This is a genomic window from Pseudomonas sp. GW823-FHT01D03, assembly GCF_058798255.1.
This window is the reverse complement of record NZ_JBXAKK010000001.1, coordinates 4,132,615-4,150,540: the sequence shown is the minus strand read 5'-3', so window position 1 is coordinate 4,150,540 and position 17,926 is coordinate 4,132,615. Positions and strand designations below refer to the sequence as shown.

Genomic DNA, 17,926 nt, shown 5'->3' with positions numbered 1-17,926 from the left:
GATTCTATGAATGGCTTTGCATGCACCTGCGTGTTGCGGATCTGTGTGCAACGGAAATGACCACAAAGTCGCATTTCAACCCGTATTTTGGGCGATTGACAATTGTTGGAAATTCCGTGAAGGTGACGTACCCAAATCAAACGGGCGTATGAATTGAGCGTTTGTCTTACAGACTGCTCCTACAGAATCCCGACTATCGCGTTGGCGGGTGTGCCGGGTGGATTGGCGTCAGCATCGACGAAAAAGCGTCCTGCCGAGCCATTTACCTGCGTCCGACGTGTACTGTTCAGCTTCCATATCGTGGAGATCAGTTGATGATTTACGAAGGTAAAGCCATCACGGTTAAAGCTCTTGAAAGTGGCATCGTCGAATTGAAATTCGACCTCAAGGGTGAGTCCGTCAACAAGTTCAACCGTCTTACCCTGAACGAACTGCGTCAGGCCGTGGACACCATCAAGGCAGATGCTTCGATCAAGGGCGTGATCGTCAGCAGTGGCAAGGACGTGTTCATCGTCGGCGCCGACATCACCGAATTTGTCGACAACTTCAAGCTGCCGGATGCCGAGCTGGTTGCTGGCAATCTCGAAGCCAACAAGATCTTCAGCGATTTCGAAGACCTCAACGTTCCGACCGTGGCCGCGATCAACGGCATCGCCCTGGGTGGCGGTCTGGAAATGTGCCTGGCAGCGGATTACCGCGTCATGTCGACCAAAGCCAAGATCGGTCTGCCGGAAGTCAAACTGGGCATCTACCCAGGCTTCGGCGGTACCGTGCGTCTGCCACGTCTGATCGGCGTCGATAACGCCATTGAGTGGATTGCCGCTGGCAAGGAAAACCGTCCTGAAGACGCGCTGAAAGTCAGCGCCGTCGACGCCGTGGTTGCTCCAGAGAAGCTGCAGGAAGCTGCCCTTGAGCTGATCAAACGCGCCATCTCCGGCGAGTTTGATTACAAGGCCAAGCGTCAGCCAAAACTTGAAAAGCTCAAGTTGAACGCCATTGAGCAGATGATGGCTTTCGAAACTGCCAAAGGTTTTGTGGCAGGGCAGGCTGGCCCGAATTATCCGGCGCCGGTCGAAGCCATCAAGACCATCCAGAAAGCCGCGAACTTCGGTCGTGACAAGGCGCTGGAAGTCGAAGCCGCCGGTTTCGTCAAACTGGCCAAAACCTCTGCCGCGCAGAGCTTGATCGGTCTGTTCCTGAACGATCAGGAGCTGAAGAAAAAGGCCAAGGCCTACGACGAAATCGCCCAGGACGTGAAGCAGGCAGCCGTACTCGGCGCCGGCATCATGGGTGGCGGTATCGCCTATCAGTCGGCCTCCAAAGGCACGCCGATCCTGATGAAGGACATCAACGAGCACGGTATCGAGCAGGGTCTGGCCGAAGCCGCCAAACTGCTGGTTGGCCGCGTTGACAAAGGCCGCATGACCGCCGCGAAAATGGCTGAAGTGCTCAACGGCATTCGTCCGACCCTGTCCTACGGCGACTTCGGTCACGTCGATCTGGTTGTTGAAGCCGTGGTCGAGAACCCGAAGGTCAAGCAAGCGGTACTGGCTGAAGTCGAAGACAAGGTCAAAGAGGACACCATCCTCGCGTCCAACACCTCGACCATTTCCATCAGCCTGCTGGCCAAGGCCCTCAAGCGTCCGGAAAACTTCGTCGGCATGCACTTCTTCAACCCGGTGCACATGATGCCGCTGGTGGAAGTGATCCGTGGCGAGAAGTCCAGCGAGCTGGCGATTGCCACCACCGTTGCCTACGCCAAGAAAATGGGCAAGAACCCGATCGTCGTCAATGACTGCCCGGGCTTCCTGGTCAACCGCGTTCTGTTCCCGTACTTCGGCGGTTTCGCCAAACTGGTCAGCGCCGGTGTGGATTTCGTCCGCATCGACAAGGTCATGGAAAAATTCGGCTGGCCGATGGGCCCGGCGTACCTGATGGACGTGGTCGGCATCGACACCGGTCACCACGGTCGTGACGTGATGGCTGAAGGCTTCCCGGATCGCATGAAGGATGACCGTCGCTCGGCCATCGACGTGCTCTACGAAGCCAAGCGTCTGGGCCAGAAGAACGGCAAGGGCTTCTACGCCTACGAGGCCGACAAGAAAGGCAAGCAGAAGAAGGTGGCCGATCCGTCGGTGCTGGAAGTGCTCAAGCCGATCGTTTACGAGCAGCGCGAAGTCACCGACGAAGACATCATCAACTGGATGATGATCCCGCTGTGCCTGGAAACCGTGCGTTGCCTGGAAGACGGCATCGTTGAAACCGCGGCCGAAGCCGACATGGGTCTGGTTTACGGTATCGGTTTCCCTCCATTCCGTGGCGGTGCGCTGCGCTACATCGATTCGATCGGTGTTGCCGAGTTCGTTGCCCTGGCTGACCAGTACGCTGATTTGGGCGCGCTGTACCACCCGACCGCGAAGCTGCGCGAAATGGCCAAAAACGGCCAGAGCTTCTTCGGTTAAGCGCCCCCAACTAGAGTGAGAGTGAACTTATGAGCTTGAATCCTAGAGACGTCGTGATTGTCGACTTCGGTCGTACTCCGATGGGCCGCTCCAAGGGCGGCATGCACCGCAACACCCGCGCCGAAGACATGTCGGCGCACCTGATCAGCAAACTGCTGGAACGCAACACCAAGGTCGATCCTGCTGAAGTCGAGGACGTGATCTGGGGCTGTGTGAACCAGACCCTGGAGCAGGGCTGGAACATCGCGCGCATGGCGTCGCTGATGACCCAGATTCCGCACACCTCGGCCGGCCAGACCGTCAGCCGTCTGTGCGGCTCGTCGATGAGTGCCCTGCACACTGCAGCGCAAGCGATCATGACCGGCAACGGTGACGTATTCGTGGTTGGCGGCGTCGAGCATATGGGCCACGTGAGCATGATGCACGGTGTCGATCCGAACCCGCACATGTCGCTGTACGCGGCGAAAGCCTCGGGCATGATGGGCCTCACCGCTGAAATGCTCGGCAAGATGCACGGCATCACTCGCGAACAGCAGGACGCCTTTGGCGTGCGCTCCCACCAGCTCGCCCATAACGCGACGGTGGAAGGCAAGTTCAAAGACGAAATCATCCCGATGCAGGGCTACGACGAAAATGGCTTCCTGAAGCTGTTCGATTACGACGAAACCATTCGTCCGGAAACCACCCTGGAAAGTCTGGCGGCCCTCAAGCCTGCCTTCAATCCAAAGGGCGGTACCGTGACTGCCGGTACTTCGTCGCAGATCACCGATGGTGCTTCGTGCATGATCGTGATGTCGGCGCAGCGTGCACAGGATCTGGGGATCCAGCCGATGGCCGTGATCCGCTCGATGGCAGTGGCGGGTGTGGATCCGGCGATCATGGGCTATGGTCCAGTGCCGGCGACACAAAAAGCCCTGAAGCGTGCGGGCCTTGGCATCAACGATATCGACTTCTTCGAGCTCAACGAAGCTTTCGCTGCACAGGCCCTGCCAGTGCTGAAAGATCTGAAAGTACTCGACAAGATGAACGAGAAGGTTAACCTGCACGGCGGCGCGATCGCCCTGGGTCACCCGTTCGGTTGCTCCGGTGCCCGTATTTCCGGCACCTTGCTGAACGTGATGAAGCAGAATAGCGGCACCTTCGGGGTGGCCACTATGTGCATTGGTCTCGGCCAAGGCATCTCCACCGTCTTCGAACGCGTTTAAGCGTCTCGTCGATGGAAGCCGGGGCCCAGTGCCCCGGTTTTTGTTTTTGCGGATTTATTTTTGTATTTATTTTGAAAAAATTTGAGTGAGGGCCGAAGCATGCCGATACAACCTGGGCTCTACCAACATTACAAAGGTCCGCAGTACCGCGTATTCAGTGTTGCGCGGCACTCCGAGACCGAAGAAGAAGTGGTCTTTTACCAAGCCCTGTATGGCGATTACGGCTTTTGGGTACGCCCATTGAGCATGTTCGTCGAGTCGGTCGAGGTTGACGGCGAGCAGGTGCCACGCTTTGCTTTGGTGCAAGCCGAACCGAGCCTTTTTTCCAAGCCATGAGGCGAGTGCGCACGCAACCCTGTGCTTGACCTCACCTTGTAGCCACTATATATAGCGGTGCCGCGTCAGGCGCCAACCGCCTTTCACTTCTAGAATTCAGGAATTTTCTGATCCATGGGCAAATCGCTGGTCATTGTGGAATCCCCGGCTAAGGCCAAGACCATCAACAAGTATCTGGGCAACCAATACGTGGTGAAGTCGAGTATCGGCCATATCCGAGACCTGCCCACCAGCGGTTCGGCTAGCGCCAGCAAAGAGCCAGCCGCCAAACGCGGCAAGGCTGCCGCGGGCGAAGGGCCGGTGCTCACACCGAAAGAGAAAGCGCGCAAGCAACTGGTCTCGCGCATGGGTGTCGATCCCGATCATGGCTGGAAAGCCCAGTACGAGATCCTCCCGGGTAAAGAGAAGGTCATCGAAGAGCTGCGCCGGCTCGCCAAGGATGCTGACACCATCTATCTCGCAACCGACTTGGATCGCGAGGGGGAAGCCATTGCCTGGCACCTGCGCGAAGCCATCGGTGGTGACGACAGCCGCTACAAGCGCGTGGTGTTCAACGAAATCACCAAGAAGGCGATTCAGGAAGCCTTCTCCGAGCCGGGCGAGCTGGACATCGATCGTGTAAATGCCCAACAGGCGCGTCGTTTCCTCGACCGCGTTGTGGGCTACATGGTCTCGCCGTTGCTGTGGGCCAAGATCGCCCGTGGCCTGTCGGCTGGTCGCGTACAATCGGTTGCGGTGAAGCTGGTGGTCGAGCGTGAGCGCGAGATCCGTGCGTTCAACCCGGAAGAGTACTGGGAAGTGCACGCCGACCTCGGCACCGCCAAGGGCTCGACCGTACGTTTCGAAGTGGCGCGCGAGAAGGGTGAAGCCTTCAAACCGCTGAACGAAGCCCAGGCTACGGCCGCGCTGGAGAAGCTCAAATCCTCCAGCTACAGCATCGTCAAGCGCGAAGACAAGCCGACCAGCAGCAAGCCGTCGGCGCCGTTCATCACGTCCACCCTGCAACAGGCCGCGAGCAACCGCCTGGGCTTCGGCGTGAAGAAAACCATGATGATGGCCCAGCGTCTGTACGAAGCTGGCTACATCACTTATATGCGTACCGACTCGACCAACCTTTCGGCCGATGCCGTGGCGATGGCGCGCACTTACATCGAAGACGAGTTCGGCAAGAAGTACCTGCCGGAAACGCCGAACGTCTACAGCAGCAAAGAAGGCGCACAAGAGGCTCACGAAGCGATTCGTCCTTCCGATGCCAACACCACGCCAAGCAAGCTTGCAGGCATGGAGCGTGATGCGGAGCGCCTCTACGAGCTGATCTGGCGCCAGTTCCTCGCTTGCCAGATGCTGCCGGCGCAATACCTGTCGACCACCGTCAGCGTTGCCGCTGGCGACTTTGAGCTGCGTGCCAAGGGCCGCATCCTCAAATTCGACGGTTACACCCGCGTTCTGCCGCAAATCACCAAGCCTGGCGACGACGATGTTCTGCCGGACATGGCGCAGGGCGACGCGATGAAGCTGATCAAGCTCGATCCGTCGCAGCACTTCACCAAACCACCGGCCCGTTACTCGGAAGCCAGTCTGGTGAAAGAAATGGAAAAACGCGGCATCGGTCGTCCTTCGACCTATGCGGCGATCATTTCGACCATTCAGGATCGCGGTTATGTGACTCTGCACAACCGTCGTTTCTATTCGGAAAAGATGGGCGACATCGTCACCGAGCGTCTGTCGGAGAGCTTCTCGAACCTCATGGACTACGGCTTCACCGCCGGCATGGAAGAGAACCTCGATGATGTGGCTCAGGGCGAGCGCGACTGGAAAAACGTGCTGGACGAGTTCTACGGCGACTTCAAGAAGAAGCTCGAAGTGGCCGAGAACCCGGAAAGCGGCATGCGTGCCAACCAGCCGGTCATGACCGATATTCCGTGCACCACGTGCGGTCGTCCGATGCAGATCCGTACTGCATCGACCGGCGTGTTCCTCGGTTGCTCGGGTTACAGCCTGCCGCCGAAAGAGCGCTGCAAGGCTACCGTCAACCTGGTACCGGGCGACGAAATCGCAGCGGACGACGAGGGTGAGTCGGAATCGCTGGTACTGCGCGGCAAGCATCGCTGCCCGATCTGCAGCACGGCGATGGATGCTTACCTGCTCGATGAAAAGCGCAAGCTTCACATCTGCGGTAACAATCCGGATTGCGCCGGCTACGAAATCGAAGAGGGCAACTACCGCATCAAGGGCTACGAAGGTCCGAGCCTGGAATGCGACAAGTGCGGCAGCGAGATGCAGCTCAAGACCGGTCGTTTCGGCAAGTTCTTCGGTTGCACCAACCCGACCTGCAAGAACACCCGCAAGCTGCTGAAGAGCGGTGATGCGGCGCCGCCGAAGATGGACCCGGTGAAGATGCCTGAGCTGAAATGCGAAAAGGTCAACGACACCTACATCCTGCGCGACGGTGCTTCCGGTCTGTTCCTGGCGGCCAGCCAGTTCCCGAAAAACCGTGAGACCCGTGCTCCGCTGGTGATCGAGATTTTGCCGCACAAGGACGAGATCGATCCGAAGTACCACTTCCTCTGCGAAGCGCCACAGAAGGATCCTGATGGTCTGCCAGCGGTCATCCGCTACAGCCGCAAGACCAAGGAGCAATACGTGCAGACCGAGGTCGACGGCAAGCCTACCGGCTGGAAAGCGTTCTACGATGGTGGCAAGTGGACTGTTGAAGACAAGCGCACAAAAGCCAAGGCTGAGTAAGCGTTAGCCTGATCCACAAAGGCCGCATGATGCCCCTAGGGTTTTCATGCGGCCTTTTTGTTTTGTGCTTGCGGTGGGATCGGCTGATCCATGACACTGTCGGGTCTGTGTGACGCAATTATTTCGCTGTGGAGACTGCCGGCATGGCGCACGAACTCTATACCCGCACCAATCAGAAGATCTATTTCGCCGGTCTGTCGCTGGAAGCTCTGGCTCGCGCCGAAGAGGGGCGGGCGATGAATTCGTTGGCGTTGATTCAGGCTGGACGTGAGTCGGCGTTGTTTCACCTCTACGGCGCGCTGTTGGGGCTGTGCCATGAGATCGCCGGTTTCTATCGTCTGCCTCAGGCCAATGCGTCGCGGGCCGAAGCGTTACTGACTGGCGAAGTCCTGGAATCGATTGCGATCCCTGAGCTGGCCGAGATGGTGGAGCTGGCCGGCAACCCTGAAACCTGGCTGGCGAAATTGTTGGCGGAGCACTCGGCGTTGTTCCAGCCGCCACGGGCACCACGCAAGCCCAAGGGTGATGTGACGCAGCCACTGATTCAGGCGGTTAATCTGGATGAAGAAGAGGCGCCGCAGGAGTTGAGTCGCGAGGAGCTGGAGAGCTGGCGGCAGAATCTCAAAGGTCTGGCCATCCGCTTTCGCGAAGGCTTGAACGAATGCTGACGGCAATTGGCGCGGTGGCAATCTGAAACATGCTGCTGGTCAAGATCCCGAGCGAAGCCTGAATGATGTCTATATAATCCCTGCCTTTCGTGGAGAACAGACCTATATGCCAACGTCCTTTCTAGAAATTGTCGAGTTACCAGATGGCCGAATCGAGCTGCGCAGGGCTGAGGACGAGGGTTCTCTGGTGACGCTGGATTTCTCCGAGGATGCCAAGGCGTTCCTGCAAGGCCAGCACGTGGAAATCGCCAAGGCGATGTTGAGCGTCGGCGTTCAGATGGCCGGTCGTATGGTCGAGGGCGAATTTGATAAGGAAGAAGGGCCGCGGGTTCTTCACTGAACCCCGCCTGTAGGCGCTTGCCGCTACCGCATCAAGTCGGCTTCTCTGTCCCTGGAGAAGCCATGCGCTTCACACAGCGCGCGTTACAAGTGAATCAACCCAGTCGAATGTTCAGGCTCTGAGCGTCGCCCGTGCGGGCTGCGCTGATCAGTTGTTGCCGTGAACTTGTATTCAGCGGGTTGAGCCAGGTTACCACCGTGTGGCTACGACCCAGGCGCAGTGCTTCGCAGGCCAGTTGCTGAGCGCTTTGCGCGCCACGTGGTTGCAGCAGCAGAATGCGTTCACGGTTCAGGCCGGCCTCTCGCAGCCAGGTTTGGGTCAGGCTGGCTGGCGGGGCGATCAGCGTCAGCCAGCGTGCATCCTGATCCTCGCTCAGTTCGCGAAGAATCGGGGCGAGCAGGTTCAGGCAGTTCCCGGCCGCACCGCGCAGTGACAGCTCACTGAATACTTCCGGTTCGGCAATCCATGGGCGCTCGACCACATCCTTCAGGATCGGCGCCATCGGTTGTGCCAGAAACGCTTCGAATAAAGGCAGTTGTGTTTGCTGAGGTGCGTGTGGGAACTGCATAAAACCTCCTTTAGCGGCGGATTACGCCGACACTCAAGCCTTCGATCACCAGTTCCTGATCTTTCAGGTCGACTTCGATAGGGGCGAACTCAGGGTTTTCGGCAATCAGCCAGACTTTGCTGCCTTCGCGCTTGAAGCGTTTGACCGTCACTTCATCGCCGATGCGTGCTACCACCACTTGGCCGTTGCGGGCCTCGCGGGTGGTATGCACCGCCAGCAGGTCACCGTCGAAAATGCCGATGTCCTTCATGCTCATGCCGTGTACGCGCAACAGGTAATCGGCCCGTGGGTGAAAGAACGCAGGATTGATGTTGCAGGACTCTTCGATGTGCTGCTGGGCGAGGATCGGTGCGCCGGCAGCGACCCGGCCAATGATCGGCAGGGTAGAGTCGTCAGCCTTGGCTTCGAAGCCCGGGATGCGAATACCGCGGGAGGCGCCCGGGGTCATTTCGATTGCACCTTTGCGGGCGAGGGCCTTGAGGTGTTCTTCCGCCGCGTTGGGCGACTTGAAACCCAGTTCCTGAGCGATTTCCGCGCGGGTTGGCGGGTAGCCGTTGTCTTCGAGGCAGCGTTTGATAAAGGCCAGAATCTCGGCTTGGCGTGGCGTCAGCTTTAGCATATTGATCGCTCTGTCTTTTTATACAGTGACTGGGATTATATACAGTGAAACCGTCTTGGCAATGCCCGTTTTTTTGCAGCCCGCCGGACGGTCGGTTGCTGTGCTTATTAATGCGCTGGGCGAGTGTGGTTAAATAGCTGACCGACCATTCCCAAAACGGACTGGCAGGCTTGACAAGGCACAGGCTGAAACGTATGTTTCAAACAAGTGTTTGTCAGGCGGAGTAGCCATGGCCCAGTCGGAAACCGTTGAACGCATTCTTGATGCTGCCGAGCAGTTGTTCGCGGAGAAAGGTTTCGCTGAAACCTCATTGCGTTTGATCACCAGCAAGGCCGGGGTAAACCTGGCGGCTGTGAACTATCATTTCGGCTCCAAGAAAGCCCTGATTCAGGCGGTTTTCTCGCGCTTCCTCGGGCCGTTCTGCATCAGCCTCGATAAAGAGCTGGAGCGTCGTCAGGCCAAGCCGGAAAACAAGCCGACGCTTGAAGAACTGCTTGAAATCCTCGTTGAACAGGCGCTGGTGGTACAGCCACGCAGCGGTAACGACCTGTCGATCTTCATGCGCTTGCTCGGCCTCGCGTTCAGCCAGAGCCAGGGCCACCTGCGTCGTTATCTGGAAGACATGTACGGCAAGGTGTTCCGCCGCTACATGCTGCTGGTCAACGAAGCCGCGCCGCGCATTCCTCCCATCGAGCTGTTCTGGCGTGTGCACTTCATGCTCGGCGCTGCGGCGTTCAGCATGTCCGGGATCAAGGCCTTGCGCGCGATTGCCGAGACCGATTTCGGCGTCAACACCTCGATCGAACAGGTGATGCGTCTGATGGTGCCGTTCCTCGCCGCTGGCATGCGTGCCGAAACCGGTGTCACCGACCCGGCGATGGCGACTGCGCAACTTCGCCCGCGCAGCAAATCGACCCCGGTGGCCGCCAAGGTTTAACCGCGCACGGGTGGGCGCGGCTGCTTGTATCCGCTAAGCTAGCCGCCCATGCCGACTCTCGTTCTGAACCCGATCTCTATAGAAATTACTGACCTGCCGAGCCCTGCTCACGGTAGCGATTTCTGGCGGATCGGGTTTTTCGTTTTCAAGGAATCTCTATGACTGCTGGCCTGCAAGGCTCGTTGATGGTGGACGTCGCCGGTACCTGGCTGACGGCCGAAGATCGCCAACTGTTGCGTCAGCCCGAAGTGGGCGGCCTGATCATTTTCGCGCGCAATATCGAGCATCCGCGCCAAGTGCGTGAGCTCAGCGCAGCGATTCGAGCGATTCGCCCGGATCTGCTGCTGGCGGTCGATCAGGAGGGCGGTCGCGTGCAGCGCTTGCGTCAGGGCTTTGTGCGCCTGCCGGCCATGCGTGCCATCGCCGACAACCCCAACGCTGAATACCTCGCCGAGCAGTGCGGCTGGATCATGGCCACCGAAGTGCTGGCGGTCGGCCTCGACCTGAGTTTCGCCCCGGTGCTGGATCTGGATTACCAGCGCAGCGCCGTAGTCGGCACCCGTTCATTCGAAGGCGATCCCGAGCGCGCCGCGTTGCTCGCCGGCGCCTTCATTCGCGGCATGAACAGCGCGGGCATGGCTGCGACCGGCAAGCATTTCCCAGGTCATGGCTGGGCGGAGGCGGACTCCCACGTCGCGATTCCGAATGACGAGCGCAGCCTCGACGAGATCCGCGCCAACGACCTCGTACCGTTCGCCAGGCTCAGCAAACAACTGGCCGCTGTGATGCCCGCTCACGTTATCTATCCGCAAGTCGATTCGCAGCCGGCCGGGTTCTCCCGCCGCTGGTTGCAGGACATTTTACGCGGCGAGTTGCAGTTCGATGGCGTGATCTTCAGCGACGATCTGTCGATGGCCGGCGCCCATGTGGTCGGCGATGCCGCCAGCCGTATCGAAGCCGCGTTGACGGCCGGCTGCGACATGGGTCTGGTGTGCAACGACCGCGCGGCAGCCGAACTGGCCTTGAGCGCTGCGCAACAGATGAAGGTCAAGCCGTCCGCGCGCATCGCGCGGATGCGCGGGCAGGCATTCGCCAGCACCGACTACCGTCAGGACCCGCGCTGGCTCACCGCCATCGGCGCGCTCAAAGACGCTCAACTGATCGATTAAGGATTTTTGCTATGACGGTTTACGCAATCATCGGTGGCACCGGCCTGACACAACTCGAAGGCTTGACCATTCGCCAGTCGCTGGCTGTGGACACGCCCTACGGCGCGCCATCGGCCGACGTGCAGATCGGCGAATACGCCGGCCAGGAAGTGCTGTTCCTCGCCCGTCACGGCCATCCGCATCGCTTTCCCCCGCACAAGGTCAACTACCGCGCCAACCTGTGGGCGCTGAAGCAGGCCGGCGCCGAGGCGATCATTGCGGTCAACGCGGTGGGCGGGATTCATTCGGCCATGGGCACCGGGCATTTCTGCGTGCCGCACCAGATCGTCGATTACACCAGCGGTCGCGAACACACGTTTTTCGCTGATGATCTGGAGCACGTCACCCACATCGATTTCAGTTTCCCTTACAGCGAGCCGCTGCGTCAGCAACTGATCGCCGCACTGGCGGCCGAAGGCTGTGAATACAGCGATCAAGGCGTGTATGCCTGCACTCAGGGCCCGCGTCTGGAAACCGTGGCCGAGATTGTGCGTCTGGAGCGCGATGGCTGCGATATCGTTGGCATGACCGGCATGCCGGAAGCGGCACTGGCCCGTGAGCTGGAACTGGATTACGCCTGCCTGGCGCTGGTGGTGAATCCGGCAGCGGGCAAGACCACGGCGGTGATCACCATGGCCGAGATCGAGCAGGCGTTGCATGACGGCATGGGCAAGGTGAAATCGACGCTGGCGCGCGTGTTGGCCGGGTGAAGGGCTGGCAGCGCCATGACGACAATTATCAGTCAGCTTCACTCGCTGCCGTGGACGGAGGCCTTCAGCCGTAATGCCTTGGCCAAGGCCCGTGTTTACGCCGTCGAGGACCGGATAGAAATCCATACGGTCGATGACGAGATGATTGAGGCGGCTTGCACCGGCTCTGAAAGTTACGTTTATCGACAGCTCATCTCTCTGGTTAAAGACGAGCAGGGGCGATTCGGCCTGCGATGCTTTTGCTCCTGCCCGGTGGAGATCAACTGCAAGCACAGCGCTGCGGTGCTCTTTCACTTGCAGGATCGCGCAGATGAAAAGTCTGACCGTGATACCCCGGTTCAGTTGAGTCGAACACTGGAGCATTGGCTCGCCAATATTCCTGTGGCGACCCAGTCTGTTGAAGAGGCCTCGCAAGCGGCCAGTACGCGGCTGTTTTACAAACTCAAGGCAACGTCGGTTTCGGGGAAATGGCTGGTCGAAATATTCAAGGTCTATCAGCTCAAGAGTGGCGAGTTGCGCGACGTCAAGCCGTTGTTCTCGCTATCGGACATGTTGATGCGCCAGCCAGGTTATCTGACCGAGCTCGATCTGCGGATTGCCCGATTGCTGGTGGGTATTCACTCTCATCATGCCTATTACAGCGGTTATCCACTGGACGGCAGTAGCGGCGCCGAGTTGCTTGAAATGCTGTTGCGAACATCCCGACTGTTTCTGGATTTTGAAGCGTTGCAGCCGCTGATCGCGGGCGCCAGAAGAAGCGCGCAGTTTGCCTGGGCCGAACAAGCCAACGGCAGTTTTCGCCCGCAATGGATTAGCGATGAAGCGTCCGTGGAAACGGTGCTTGCGCTGGAACCTCTCTATTATCTGGATCGAGAGCGGCAACAGATCGGCCAGTTGTTCAGCGAGCTCGATGAAAAGCTCGCCTGTCATCTGGCGTTGGCACCAGAAATTCCGGCACGTCAGGCCATGCAGTTCAGTCATCGGATGAGTGTGGTTACTCAGGTAGTCCCGCCGCACAAGTTGACGGAACGGATCATCGACGATGTTTTGCCCAAGGCTCATCTGACCCTCGCCAGCGGCAAGCGCTACACGCGCTGGCAGTACGAACCCGAACACCGCGCGGCCTTGCTGTTCACCTACGACGGTCATCCCGCACAAGATCGCAACCCGGAGGTGATGGTTCTTTCGGGCGTTGAAACTCAGCGTATTCAGCGGCAGCCCGCCGCCGAGAAAGCTCTGCGTCAGCAGTTGCAGAAATACGGTTTCAAAAAGGCAACGCGAAAAAGCAGCGTTGATCATCCGGGTGAGCGGTTTGATCTGCCCGATGATTCAACCTGGCTCACATTTGCCCAGAGCGGTGTTCCCGCGCTACGTGAGGCAGGTTGGCAGATTGACGTCAGCCATAACTTTCATTTCAACGTGCAGCCGGTCGAGCTCTGGTTCGCCGAGGTTGAGGAAGAATCGGGACGGCAGTGGTTTGATCTGCAATTAGGCATCGTCGTTAACGGCGAGCGCCATAGCCTGTTACCGATTTTTCTGCATCTGCTACGCACTCAGCCGCTTCTTCTCGATCCAGCGAAACTCGCTCAGCGAGGTGATGATGAGCTGCTGTTGGTCGAGCTGGGTGCCGGGCGCTTCAGCAATAAAAACAGTGGCAAAGTCGCGTTACCTTTTGGTCGGGTCAAACCGCTGATGGCCACGCTTAGCGAGTTGTATCTAGGCAATCATCTCGGCGACAAATTGCGTTTGAGTGCGCCTGATGCTGCACGCTTGAGTTCGCTGGAAGGCGTATCGCTCGAATGGCAGGGCGGCGAGCGGCTGCGCAATTTTGCCCGGCGCCTGCGTGACTCCTCTCACACGCAAGTCGGCGCGCCGGACGGGCTCAACGCGCAGATGCGGCCCTATCAGCTCGAAGGCCTGAACTGGATGCAGACCCTGCGTGAGCTGGAGGTCGGTGGCATTCTTGGCGACGACATGGGGCTGGGCAAAACGCTGCAAACCCTGGCGCACCTGTTGACGGAAAAACACGCGGGGCGGCTTGATCGTCCTGCGTTGGCGGTGATGCCAACCAGTCTGATTCCCAACTGGCTGGACGAGGCTTTGCGTTTTACCCCGCAGTTGAGGGTGCTGGCGCTACATGGCACGGGGCGCAAAAAAGACTTCGCCAGTTTTGCCGAATATGATCTGGTGTTGACCACTTATGCCTTGCTGCCCAGAGACCTTGAGGTTCTGCAGCCGCAGCTGTGGAGTGTGCTGATTCTCGATGAGGCGCAGAACATCAAGAACCCGGTCAGCAAGGCTGCGCAAGCTGCGCGTGACCTGCAAGCCCGGCAGCGCCTGTGCTTGAGCGGCACTCCACTGGAAAACCACTTGGGCGAGCTTTGGTCGCAGTTCCACTTCTTGATGCCCGGTTGGCTGGGGGACAGTAAAGCATTCAATCGTGATTACCGCACCCCGATCGAAAAACATGGTAATGCCGAGCGCATGCAGCATTTGGCGGCGCGGATAAAGCCGTTTTTGCTGCGTCGTAAAAAGGACCAGGTAGCGACCGAATTGCCACCGAAAACCGAAATAGTCCATTGGGTTGATCTCAGTGACGGCCAGCGCGATGTCTATGAAACCGTTCGCGTGGCGATGGACAAGAAAGTGCGCGACGAAATTGCCCGCAGTGGTGTGGCGCGCAGTCAGATCATCATTCTGGATGCCTTGCTCAAGCTGCGTCAGGTCTGTTGCGACTTGCGCCTGATCAAGATGCCGCTGACGGCAAAGGCACTGCGCTCCGGCAGTGGCAAGCTGCTCAGTTTGATGGAGATGCTCGAAGAACTGCTCGGCGAAGGTCGCAGGATCCTGCTGTTCTCGCAGTTCACCTCAATGCTCGCCTTGATTGAGGAGGAACTGCAGCAACGTGGCATTGCCTTTTCGCTGCTGACCGGTGACACCACGGATCGTCGAACACCGGTGAAGGATTTTCAGGGTGGCAAGGTGCCTCTGTTTCTGATCAGTCTCAAGGCCGGGGGTACTGGTTTGAATCTGACCGCAGCGGACACCGTGATCCACTTCGACCCTTGGTGGAACCCCGCAGTGGAGAATCAGGCGACGGATCGTGCGTATCGAATCGGGCAAAACAATCCGGTGTTCGTTTACAAGCTGATCGCTCGCGGCACAGTAGAGGAGAAAATCCAGGCGTTGCAGCAGGAGAAAGCAGCGTTGGCCGGGGCGGTGCTTGAAGGTGGTACGACGGGTGGATTCAAACTGGAACAGAGTGATATCGAAGCGCTGTTTGCGCCGTTGCCCGCTTCCAGGCAGTAAGCTTCAGTTTGAACCTTCAACCGAGGTGATCCGTTCGCGAGCAGGCTCGCTCCCACAAGGGGAAATGCGATCCAATTGTGGGAGCGGGCTTGCTCGCGAAAGCGATCTGGCAAAAACTGCAAATCTCAACGCTTGTCGAACTTGTCCGGCAACGGCGCAAACAACGCTTCAATATCATCGCTCTGCAACTTCCAGTCCCCGGCCTTGCGCCCATCCAGCACGCCTGCCGCCAAGTCTGATTTTTCCTTCTGCAGGTGCTGAATCTTCTCTTCCACCGTGCCCCGGGCAATCATCTTGTAGACGAACACCGGTTTTTCCTGGCCGATTCGATAGGCGCGGTCGGTTGCCTGGTTCTCGGTGGCCGGGTTCCACCATGGATCGTAATGGATCACCGTGTCCGCTTCGGTCAGGTTCAGGCCGACGCCGCCGGCCTTCAGGCTGATCAGAAAGATCTGACGCTTGCCGCTCTGGAATTCCTTCACCGGCGTGCGCCGATCGCGGGTCTGGCCGGTCAGCACGGCGTAGGCCACGTTGCGTTTTTTCAGTTCCTCCTCAATCAGCGTCAACATCGAGGTGAACTGCGAGAACAACAGAATCCGCCGGCCTTCCTCAAACAGCTCTTCGAGCATTTCCATCAGGCTGTCGAGCTTGCCCGAGGTGCTGCCGCGCGCGGGCAGGGTGGCGTCGTTGACCAGGCGCAGATCGCAGCAGACCTGACGCAGCTTGAGCAGGGCTTCGAGAATGATGATCTGGCTGCGCGCCACGCCCTTGCGAGTGATCTCGTCGCGGACTTTCTTGTCCATCGCCAGACGCATGGTTTCGTACACGTCGCGTTGAGCTTCGTTGAGATCGACCCAGTGGATGATCTCGGTTTTGGGCGGCAGTTCGGTAGCCACCTGTTCCTTGGTGCGGCGCAGCAGAAACGGTTTTATCCGGCCGTTTAGGTGCTGCAGTCTGACTTCGCTGGCGCGTTTTTCGATCGGCACGCGGTAGTCGGCATTGAAGCTTTTCACGTCGCCGAGCCAGCCCGGCAGTAGAAAGTGGAACAGCGACCACAATTCACCGAGATGGTTTTCCAGCGGTGTGCCACTCAGGCACAGGCGTTGACGCGCGTTGAGTTCGCGAGCGGCCTGCGCGGCCTTGCTGTTGGGGTTCTTGATGTACTGGGCTTCGTCGAGCACCAGCACGTGCAACGGCTGTTGCGTCAGGCGTTCGATGTCCTTGGGCAGCAGTGCGTAAGTGGTCAGGATCAGGTCGTAGTCGGCCAGATGCTCGAAATGCTTTTTACGGCCGGCTCCGTACAGCGCGACCACTTTCAGTTGCGGCGTGAAGTGCGCAGCCTCATCGAGCCAGTTCGGGATCAGGCTGGTGGGCATTACCACCATGCACGGGCGATCCAGGCGCCCAGCGTTTTTCTCACTGAGAATATGCGCCAGGGTCTGTAGGGTTTTACCCAGACCCATGTCGTCCGCCAGAATCCCGCCGACCTCAAGCTGACGCAGGGACTGCATCCAGCTCAAGCCTTCGAGCTGATAAGGCCGCAACGTCGCGTTCAAGCCCTTCGGCGCTTTGGCGCTGAAGTCGCGAATGTCGCGCAAGCGTTGGGCGAAGCTGCGAATCTGTTCGCCGCCTTCCCACAACAGGGGAAGGCCTTCCAGCGAGTTCAGGCGCGTGGCGTCGGCCTTGCTCAGGCGCAGAGTAGTCTCGCCCGGTTCCTGCAAGTAGAACTCGCCCAGCGTCGCCAGTACCGGTTTCAGTCGGCCCAGGGGCAGCGCCACTTGCAGTGGCCCGTGCTCACTGTTGCGTTGCGCAATATTGACCAGAATCAGCTCGTCATCGCGTCGCCGCGCCAGGCGTTCCGGATTGAGGATTTCCGCGTGCGAGCGCATCAGGTTGAGCAGGATCGGCAGCAGGCTCAGGCGTTCGCCATTGACGATGATCCCCAATTCCAGATCGAACCAGTCGCGCTCCGGCGCCTGTTCGACGGTGGCGTACCAGTCGTCGACGGCGGTCAGGTCGAAACCGAATTCCTCGTCGATCTGCAATTCCCAGCCTTGGGTGCGCAGCTTCGGCAGTTCGTTGAGGGTGAACGTCAGCCACGCGCTGTCGTTGACCATCTCGTACAGCTCACCGGCGCTTTCCGGCAGCGCTTTACTCTGGCGCGTGGCGATGCGAAAGCCGAGGATTCTTAACTGCTCGCGGTAGGACTGTTCCACTTCAGGGTGGCGTTTTATCCGCAGGGTCTGGGTTTCCTGACGAATCAGAATGTCGCTGTTTTTCTGCCCGCTGACGTACTCATCCAGATAGCTGAACGACAACGCCGCGCGATGCTGGATGTAGCGCTGCATCTTGCCGTTGCGCGGTTCGAACGCGCTGAACTCGACGCTGGCCAGCCACAGGCGCGGCAGCGGTTGCACGTTGTCCACCAGCACTTGTGGCGGTGCTTTGGGGCTACGGTTCTCCAATACGGCCTGGAGCTTTTCCAGCAGTTCGGCGTCTTTGGCGGCGGCAGGGTATTCGAGGGTTTCCTGCACTTGCAGCAGCACCGCAGCGCAGTGCTTGCAGTTGTTGCGCACCGGGCAGGTACAGGTGGCGTCAACCAGCAGCAGGGTGTCTTTGGCTGACTCGCGCAGGTGAATAGTCTGACGGTAGACGTTACCGCCAGAGCCTTCGCAACTGGCGGTGATGGTCGCATCGCCCACCTGCGCGATGCGTACCCGGTTCTCCAGGGCGTAGCGGCGGCCACGCTCCAGGCTCTGTTCCTTGAATCGGCTGACCCAGGAGGGTGCCAACGGTTTACTCAGGGGCGGGGGCATAAG

The 17,926-nt window shown here is 59.0% G+C and carries 13 protein-coding genes; 10 read left to right on the top strand and 3 right to left on the bottom strand.

Annotated elements, in window-relative coordinates; all coding sequences use genetic code 11:
* Nucleotides 1-314: 314 nt before the first annotated feature.
* The 6 genes from fadB to AC1RBR_RS18155 all read left to right on the top strand — a co-directional run bounded on the left by fadB (nt 315) and on the right by AC1RBR_RS18155 (nt 7,756).
* Nucleotides 315-2,462, top strand: coding sequence for a fatty acid oxidation complex subunit alpha FadB (fadB, locus tag AC1RBR_RS18180; protein WP_115986908.1), 2,148 nt, complete (start codon nt 315-317; stop codon nt 2,460-2,462).
* A gap of 29 nt (nt 2,463-2,491) precedes the next feature.
* Nucleotides 2,492-3,667, top strand: coding sequence for an acetyl-CoA C-acyltransferase FadA (gene fadA, locus AC1RBR_RS18175; protein ID WP_492565934.1), 1,176 nt, complete (start codon nt 2,492-2,494; stop codon nt 3,665-3,667).
* A gap of 99 nt (nt 3,668-3,766) precedes the next feature.
* The gene (locus AC1RBR_RS18170) at nt 3,767-4,003 is read left to right on the top strand and encodes a DUF1653 domain-containing protein (RefSeq protein ID WP_041069004.1); all 237 of its coding nucleotides are present in this window, start codon (nt 3,767-3,769) and stop codon (nt 4,001-4,003) included.
* 114 nt (nt 4,004-4,117) lie between these two features.
* On the top strand, nt 4,118-6,748 hold the full coding sequence (gene topA / locus AC1RBR_RS18165; protein ID WP_027611447.1) for a type I DNA topoisomerase: 2,631 nt from the start codon (nt 4,118-4,120) through the stop codon (nt 6,746-6,748).
* A gap of 143 nt (nt 6,749-6,891) precedes the next feature.
* On the top strand, nt 6,892-7,416 hold the full coding sequence (locus AC1RBR_RS18160) for a DUF6586 family protein (RefSeq protein WP_166497689.1): 525 nt from the start codon (nt 6,892-6,894) through the stop codon (nt 7,414-7,416).
* A 106-nt stretch (nt 7,417-7,522) separates the two neighbouring features.
* Nucleotides 7,523-7,756 carry a hypothetical protein gene (locus tag AC1RBR_RS18155; protein ID WP_003226592.1) on the top strand — a complete coding sequence of 78 codons (234 nt, stop codon included), beginning with the start codon at nt 7,523-7,525 and terminating at the stop codon, nt 7,754-7,756.
* 94 nt (nt 7,757-7,850) lie between these two features.
* Here the strand turns inward: AC1RBR_RS18155 and sulA are convergent, their stop codons facing one another.
* Nucleotides 7,851-8,324 (bottom strand): SOS-induced cell division inhibitor SulA, encoded by a 474-nt coding sequence (gene sulA, locus AC1RBR_RS18150; protein ID WP_095140033.1) that lies wholly within the window; start codon nt 8,322-8,324, stop codon nt 7,851-7,853.
* A 10-nt stretch (nt 8,325-8,334) separates the two neighbouring features.
* Complete coding sequence (gene lexA, locus AC1RBR_RS18145; protein ID WP_003226590.1) at nt 8,335-8,943, bottom strand: transcriptional repressor LexA; 609 nt, start codon at nt 8,941-8,943, stop codon at nt 8,335-8,337.
* Nucleotides 8,944-9,172: 229 nt separating this feature from the next.
* On the opposite strand from lexA, the gene AC1RBR_RS18140 reads away from it, so the two are divergent.
* The 4 genes from AC1RBR_RS18140 to AC1RBR_RS18125 all read left to right on the top strand — a co-directional run bounded on the left by AC1RBR_RS18140 (nt 9,173) and on the right by AC1RBR_RS18125 (nt 15,107).
* Nucleotides 9,173-9,880 (top strand): TetR/AcrR family transcriptional regulator, encoded by a 708-nt coding sequence (locus tag AC1RBR_RS18140; protein WP_007961819.1) that lies wholly within the window; start codon nt 9,173-9,175, stop codon nt 9,878-9,880.
* A gap of 158 nt (nt 9,881-10,038) precedes the next feature.
* Nucleotides 10,039-11,049 (top strand): beta-N-acetylhexosaminidase, encoded by a 1,011-nt coding sequence (gene nagZ, locus AC1RBR_RS18135; RefSeq protein WP_492565931.1) that lies wholly within the window; start codon nt 10,039-10,041, stop codon nt 11,047-11,049.
* Nucleotides 11,050-11,060: 11 nt separating this feature from the next.
* The gene (locus AC1RBR_RS18130; protein ID WP_492565929.1) at nt 11,061-11,798 is read left to right on the top strand and encodes an S-methyl-5'-thioinosine phosphorylase; all 738 of its coding nucleotides are present in this window, start codon (nt 11,061-11,063) and stop codon (nt 11,796-11,798) included.
* Between the two features lie 15 nt (nt 11,799-11,813).
* Entirely contained in the window at nt 11,814-15,107 is a 3,294-nt protein-coding gene (locus AC1RBR_RS18125; RefSeq protein WP_492565927.1) for a DEAD/DEAH box helicase, read from the top strand.
* Between the two features lie 125 nt (nt 15,108-15,232).
* Here AC1RBR_RS18125 and AC1RBR_RS18120 read toward each other — a convergent pair whose 3' ends face one another.
* The gene (locus tag AC1RBR_RS18120) at nt 15,233-17,923 is read right to left on the bottom strand and encodes a DEAD/DEAH box helicase (RefSeq protein ID WP_492565925.1); all 2,691 of its coding nucleotides are present in this window, start codon (nt 17,921-17,923) and stop codon (nt 15,233-15,235) included.
* Between the last annotated feature and the right edge of the window lie 3 nt (nt 17,924-17,926).

Excerpts from the sequence above, each read along its gene's own strand:
- fadB (WP_115986908.1), top strand. The coding sequence starts at position 315 with ATGATTTACGAAGGTAAAGCCATCACGGTTAAAGCTCTTGAAAGTGGC.
- fadA (WP_492565934.1), top strand. The coding sequence starts at position 2,492 with ATGAGCTTGAATCCTAGAGACGTCGTGATTGTCGACTTCGGTCGTACT.
- AC1RBR_RS18170 (WP_041069004.1), top strand. The coding sequence starts at position 3,767 with ATGCCGATACAACCTGGGCTCTACCAACATTACAAAGGTCCGCAGTAC.
- topA (WP_027611447.1), top strand. The coding sequence starts at position 4,118 with ATGGGCAAATCGCTGGTCATTGTGGAATCCCCGGCTAAGGCCAAGACC.
- AC1RBR_RS18160 (WP_166497689.1), top strand. The coding sequence starts at position 6,892 with ATGGCGCACGAACTCTATACCCGCACCAATCAGAAGATCTATTTCGCC.
- AC1RBR_RS18155 (WP_003226592.1), top strand. The coding sequence starts at position 7,523 with ATGCCAACGTCCTTTCTAGAAATTGTCGAGTTACCAGATGGCCGAATC.
- sulA (WP_095140033.1), bottom strand. The coding sequence starts at position 8,324 with ATGCAGTTCCCACACGCACCTCAGCAAACACAACTGCCTTTATTCGAA.
- lexA (WP_003226590.1), bottom strand. The coding sequence starts at position 8,943 with ATGCTAAAGCTGACGCCACGCCAAGCCGAGATTCTGGCCTTTATCAAA.
- AC1RBR_RS18140 (WP_007961819.1), top strand. The coding sequence starts at position 9,173 with ATGGCCCAGTCGGAAACCGTTGAACGCATTCTTGATGCTGCCGAGCAG.
- nagZ (WP_492565931.1), top strand. The coding sequence starts at position 10,039 with ATGACTGCTGGCCTGCAAGGCTCGTTGATGGTGGACGTCGCCGGTACC.
- AC1RBR_RS18130 (WP_492565929.1), top strand. The coding sequence starts at position 11,061 with ATGACGGTTTACGCAATCATCGGTGGCACCGGCCTGACACAACTCGAA.
- AC1RBR_RS18125 (WP_492565927.1), top strand. The coding sequence starts at position 11,814 with ATGACGACAATTATCAGTCAGCTTCACTCGCTGCCGTGGACGGAGGCC.
- AC1RBR_RS18120 (WP_492565925.1), bottom strand. The coding sequence starts at position 17,923 with ATGCCCCCGCCCCTGAGTAAACCGTTGGCACCCTCCTGGGTCAGCCGA.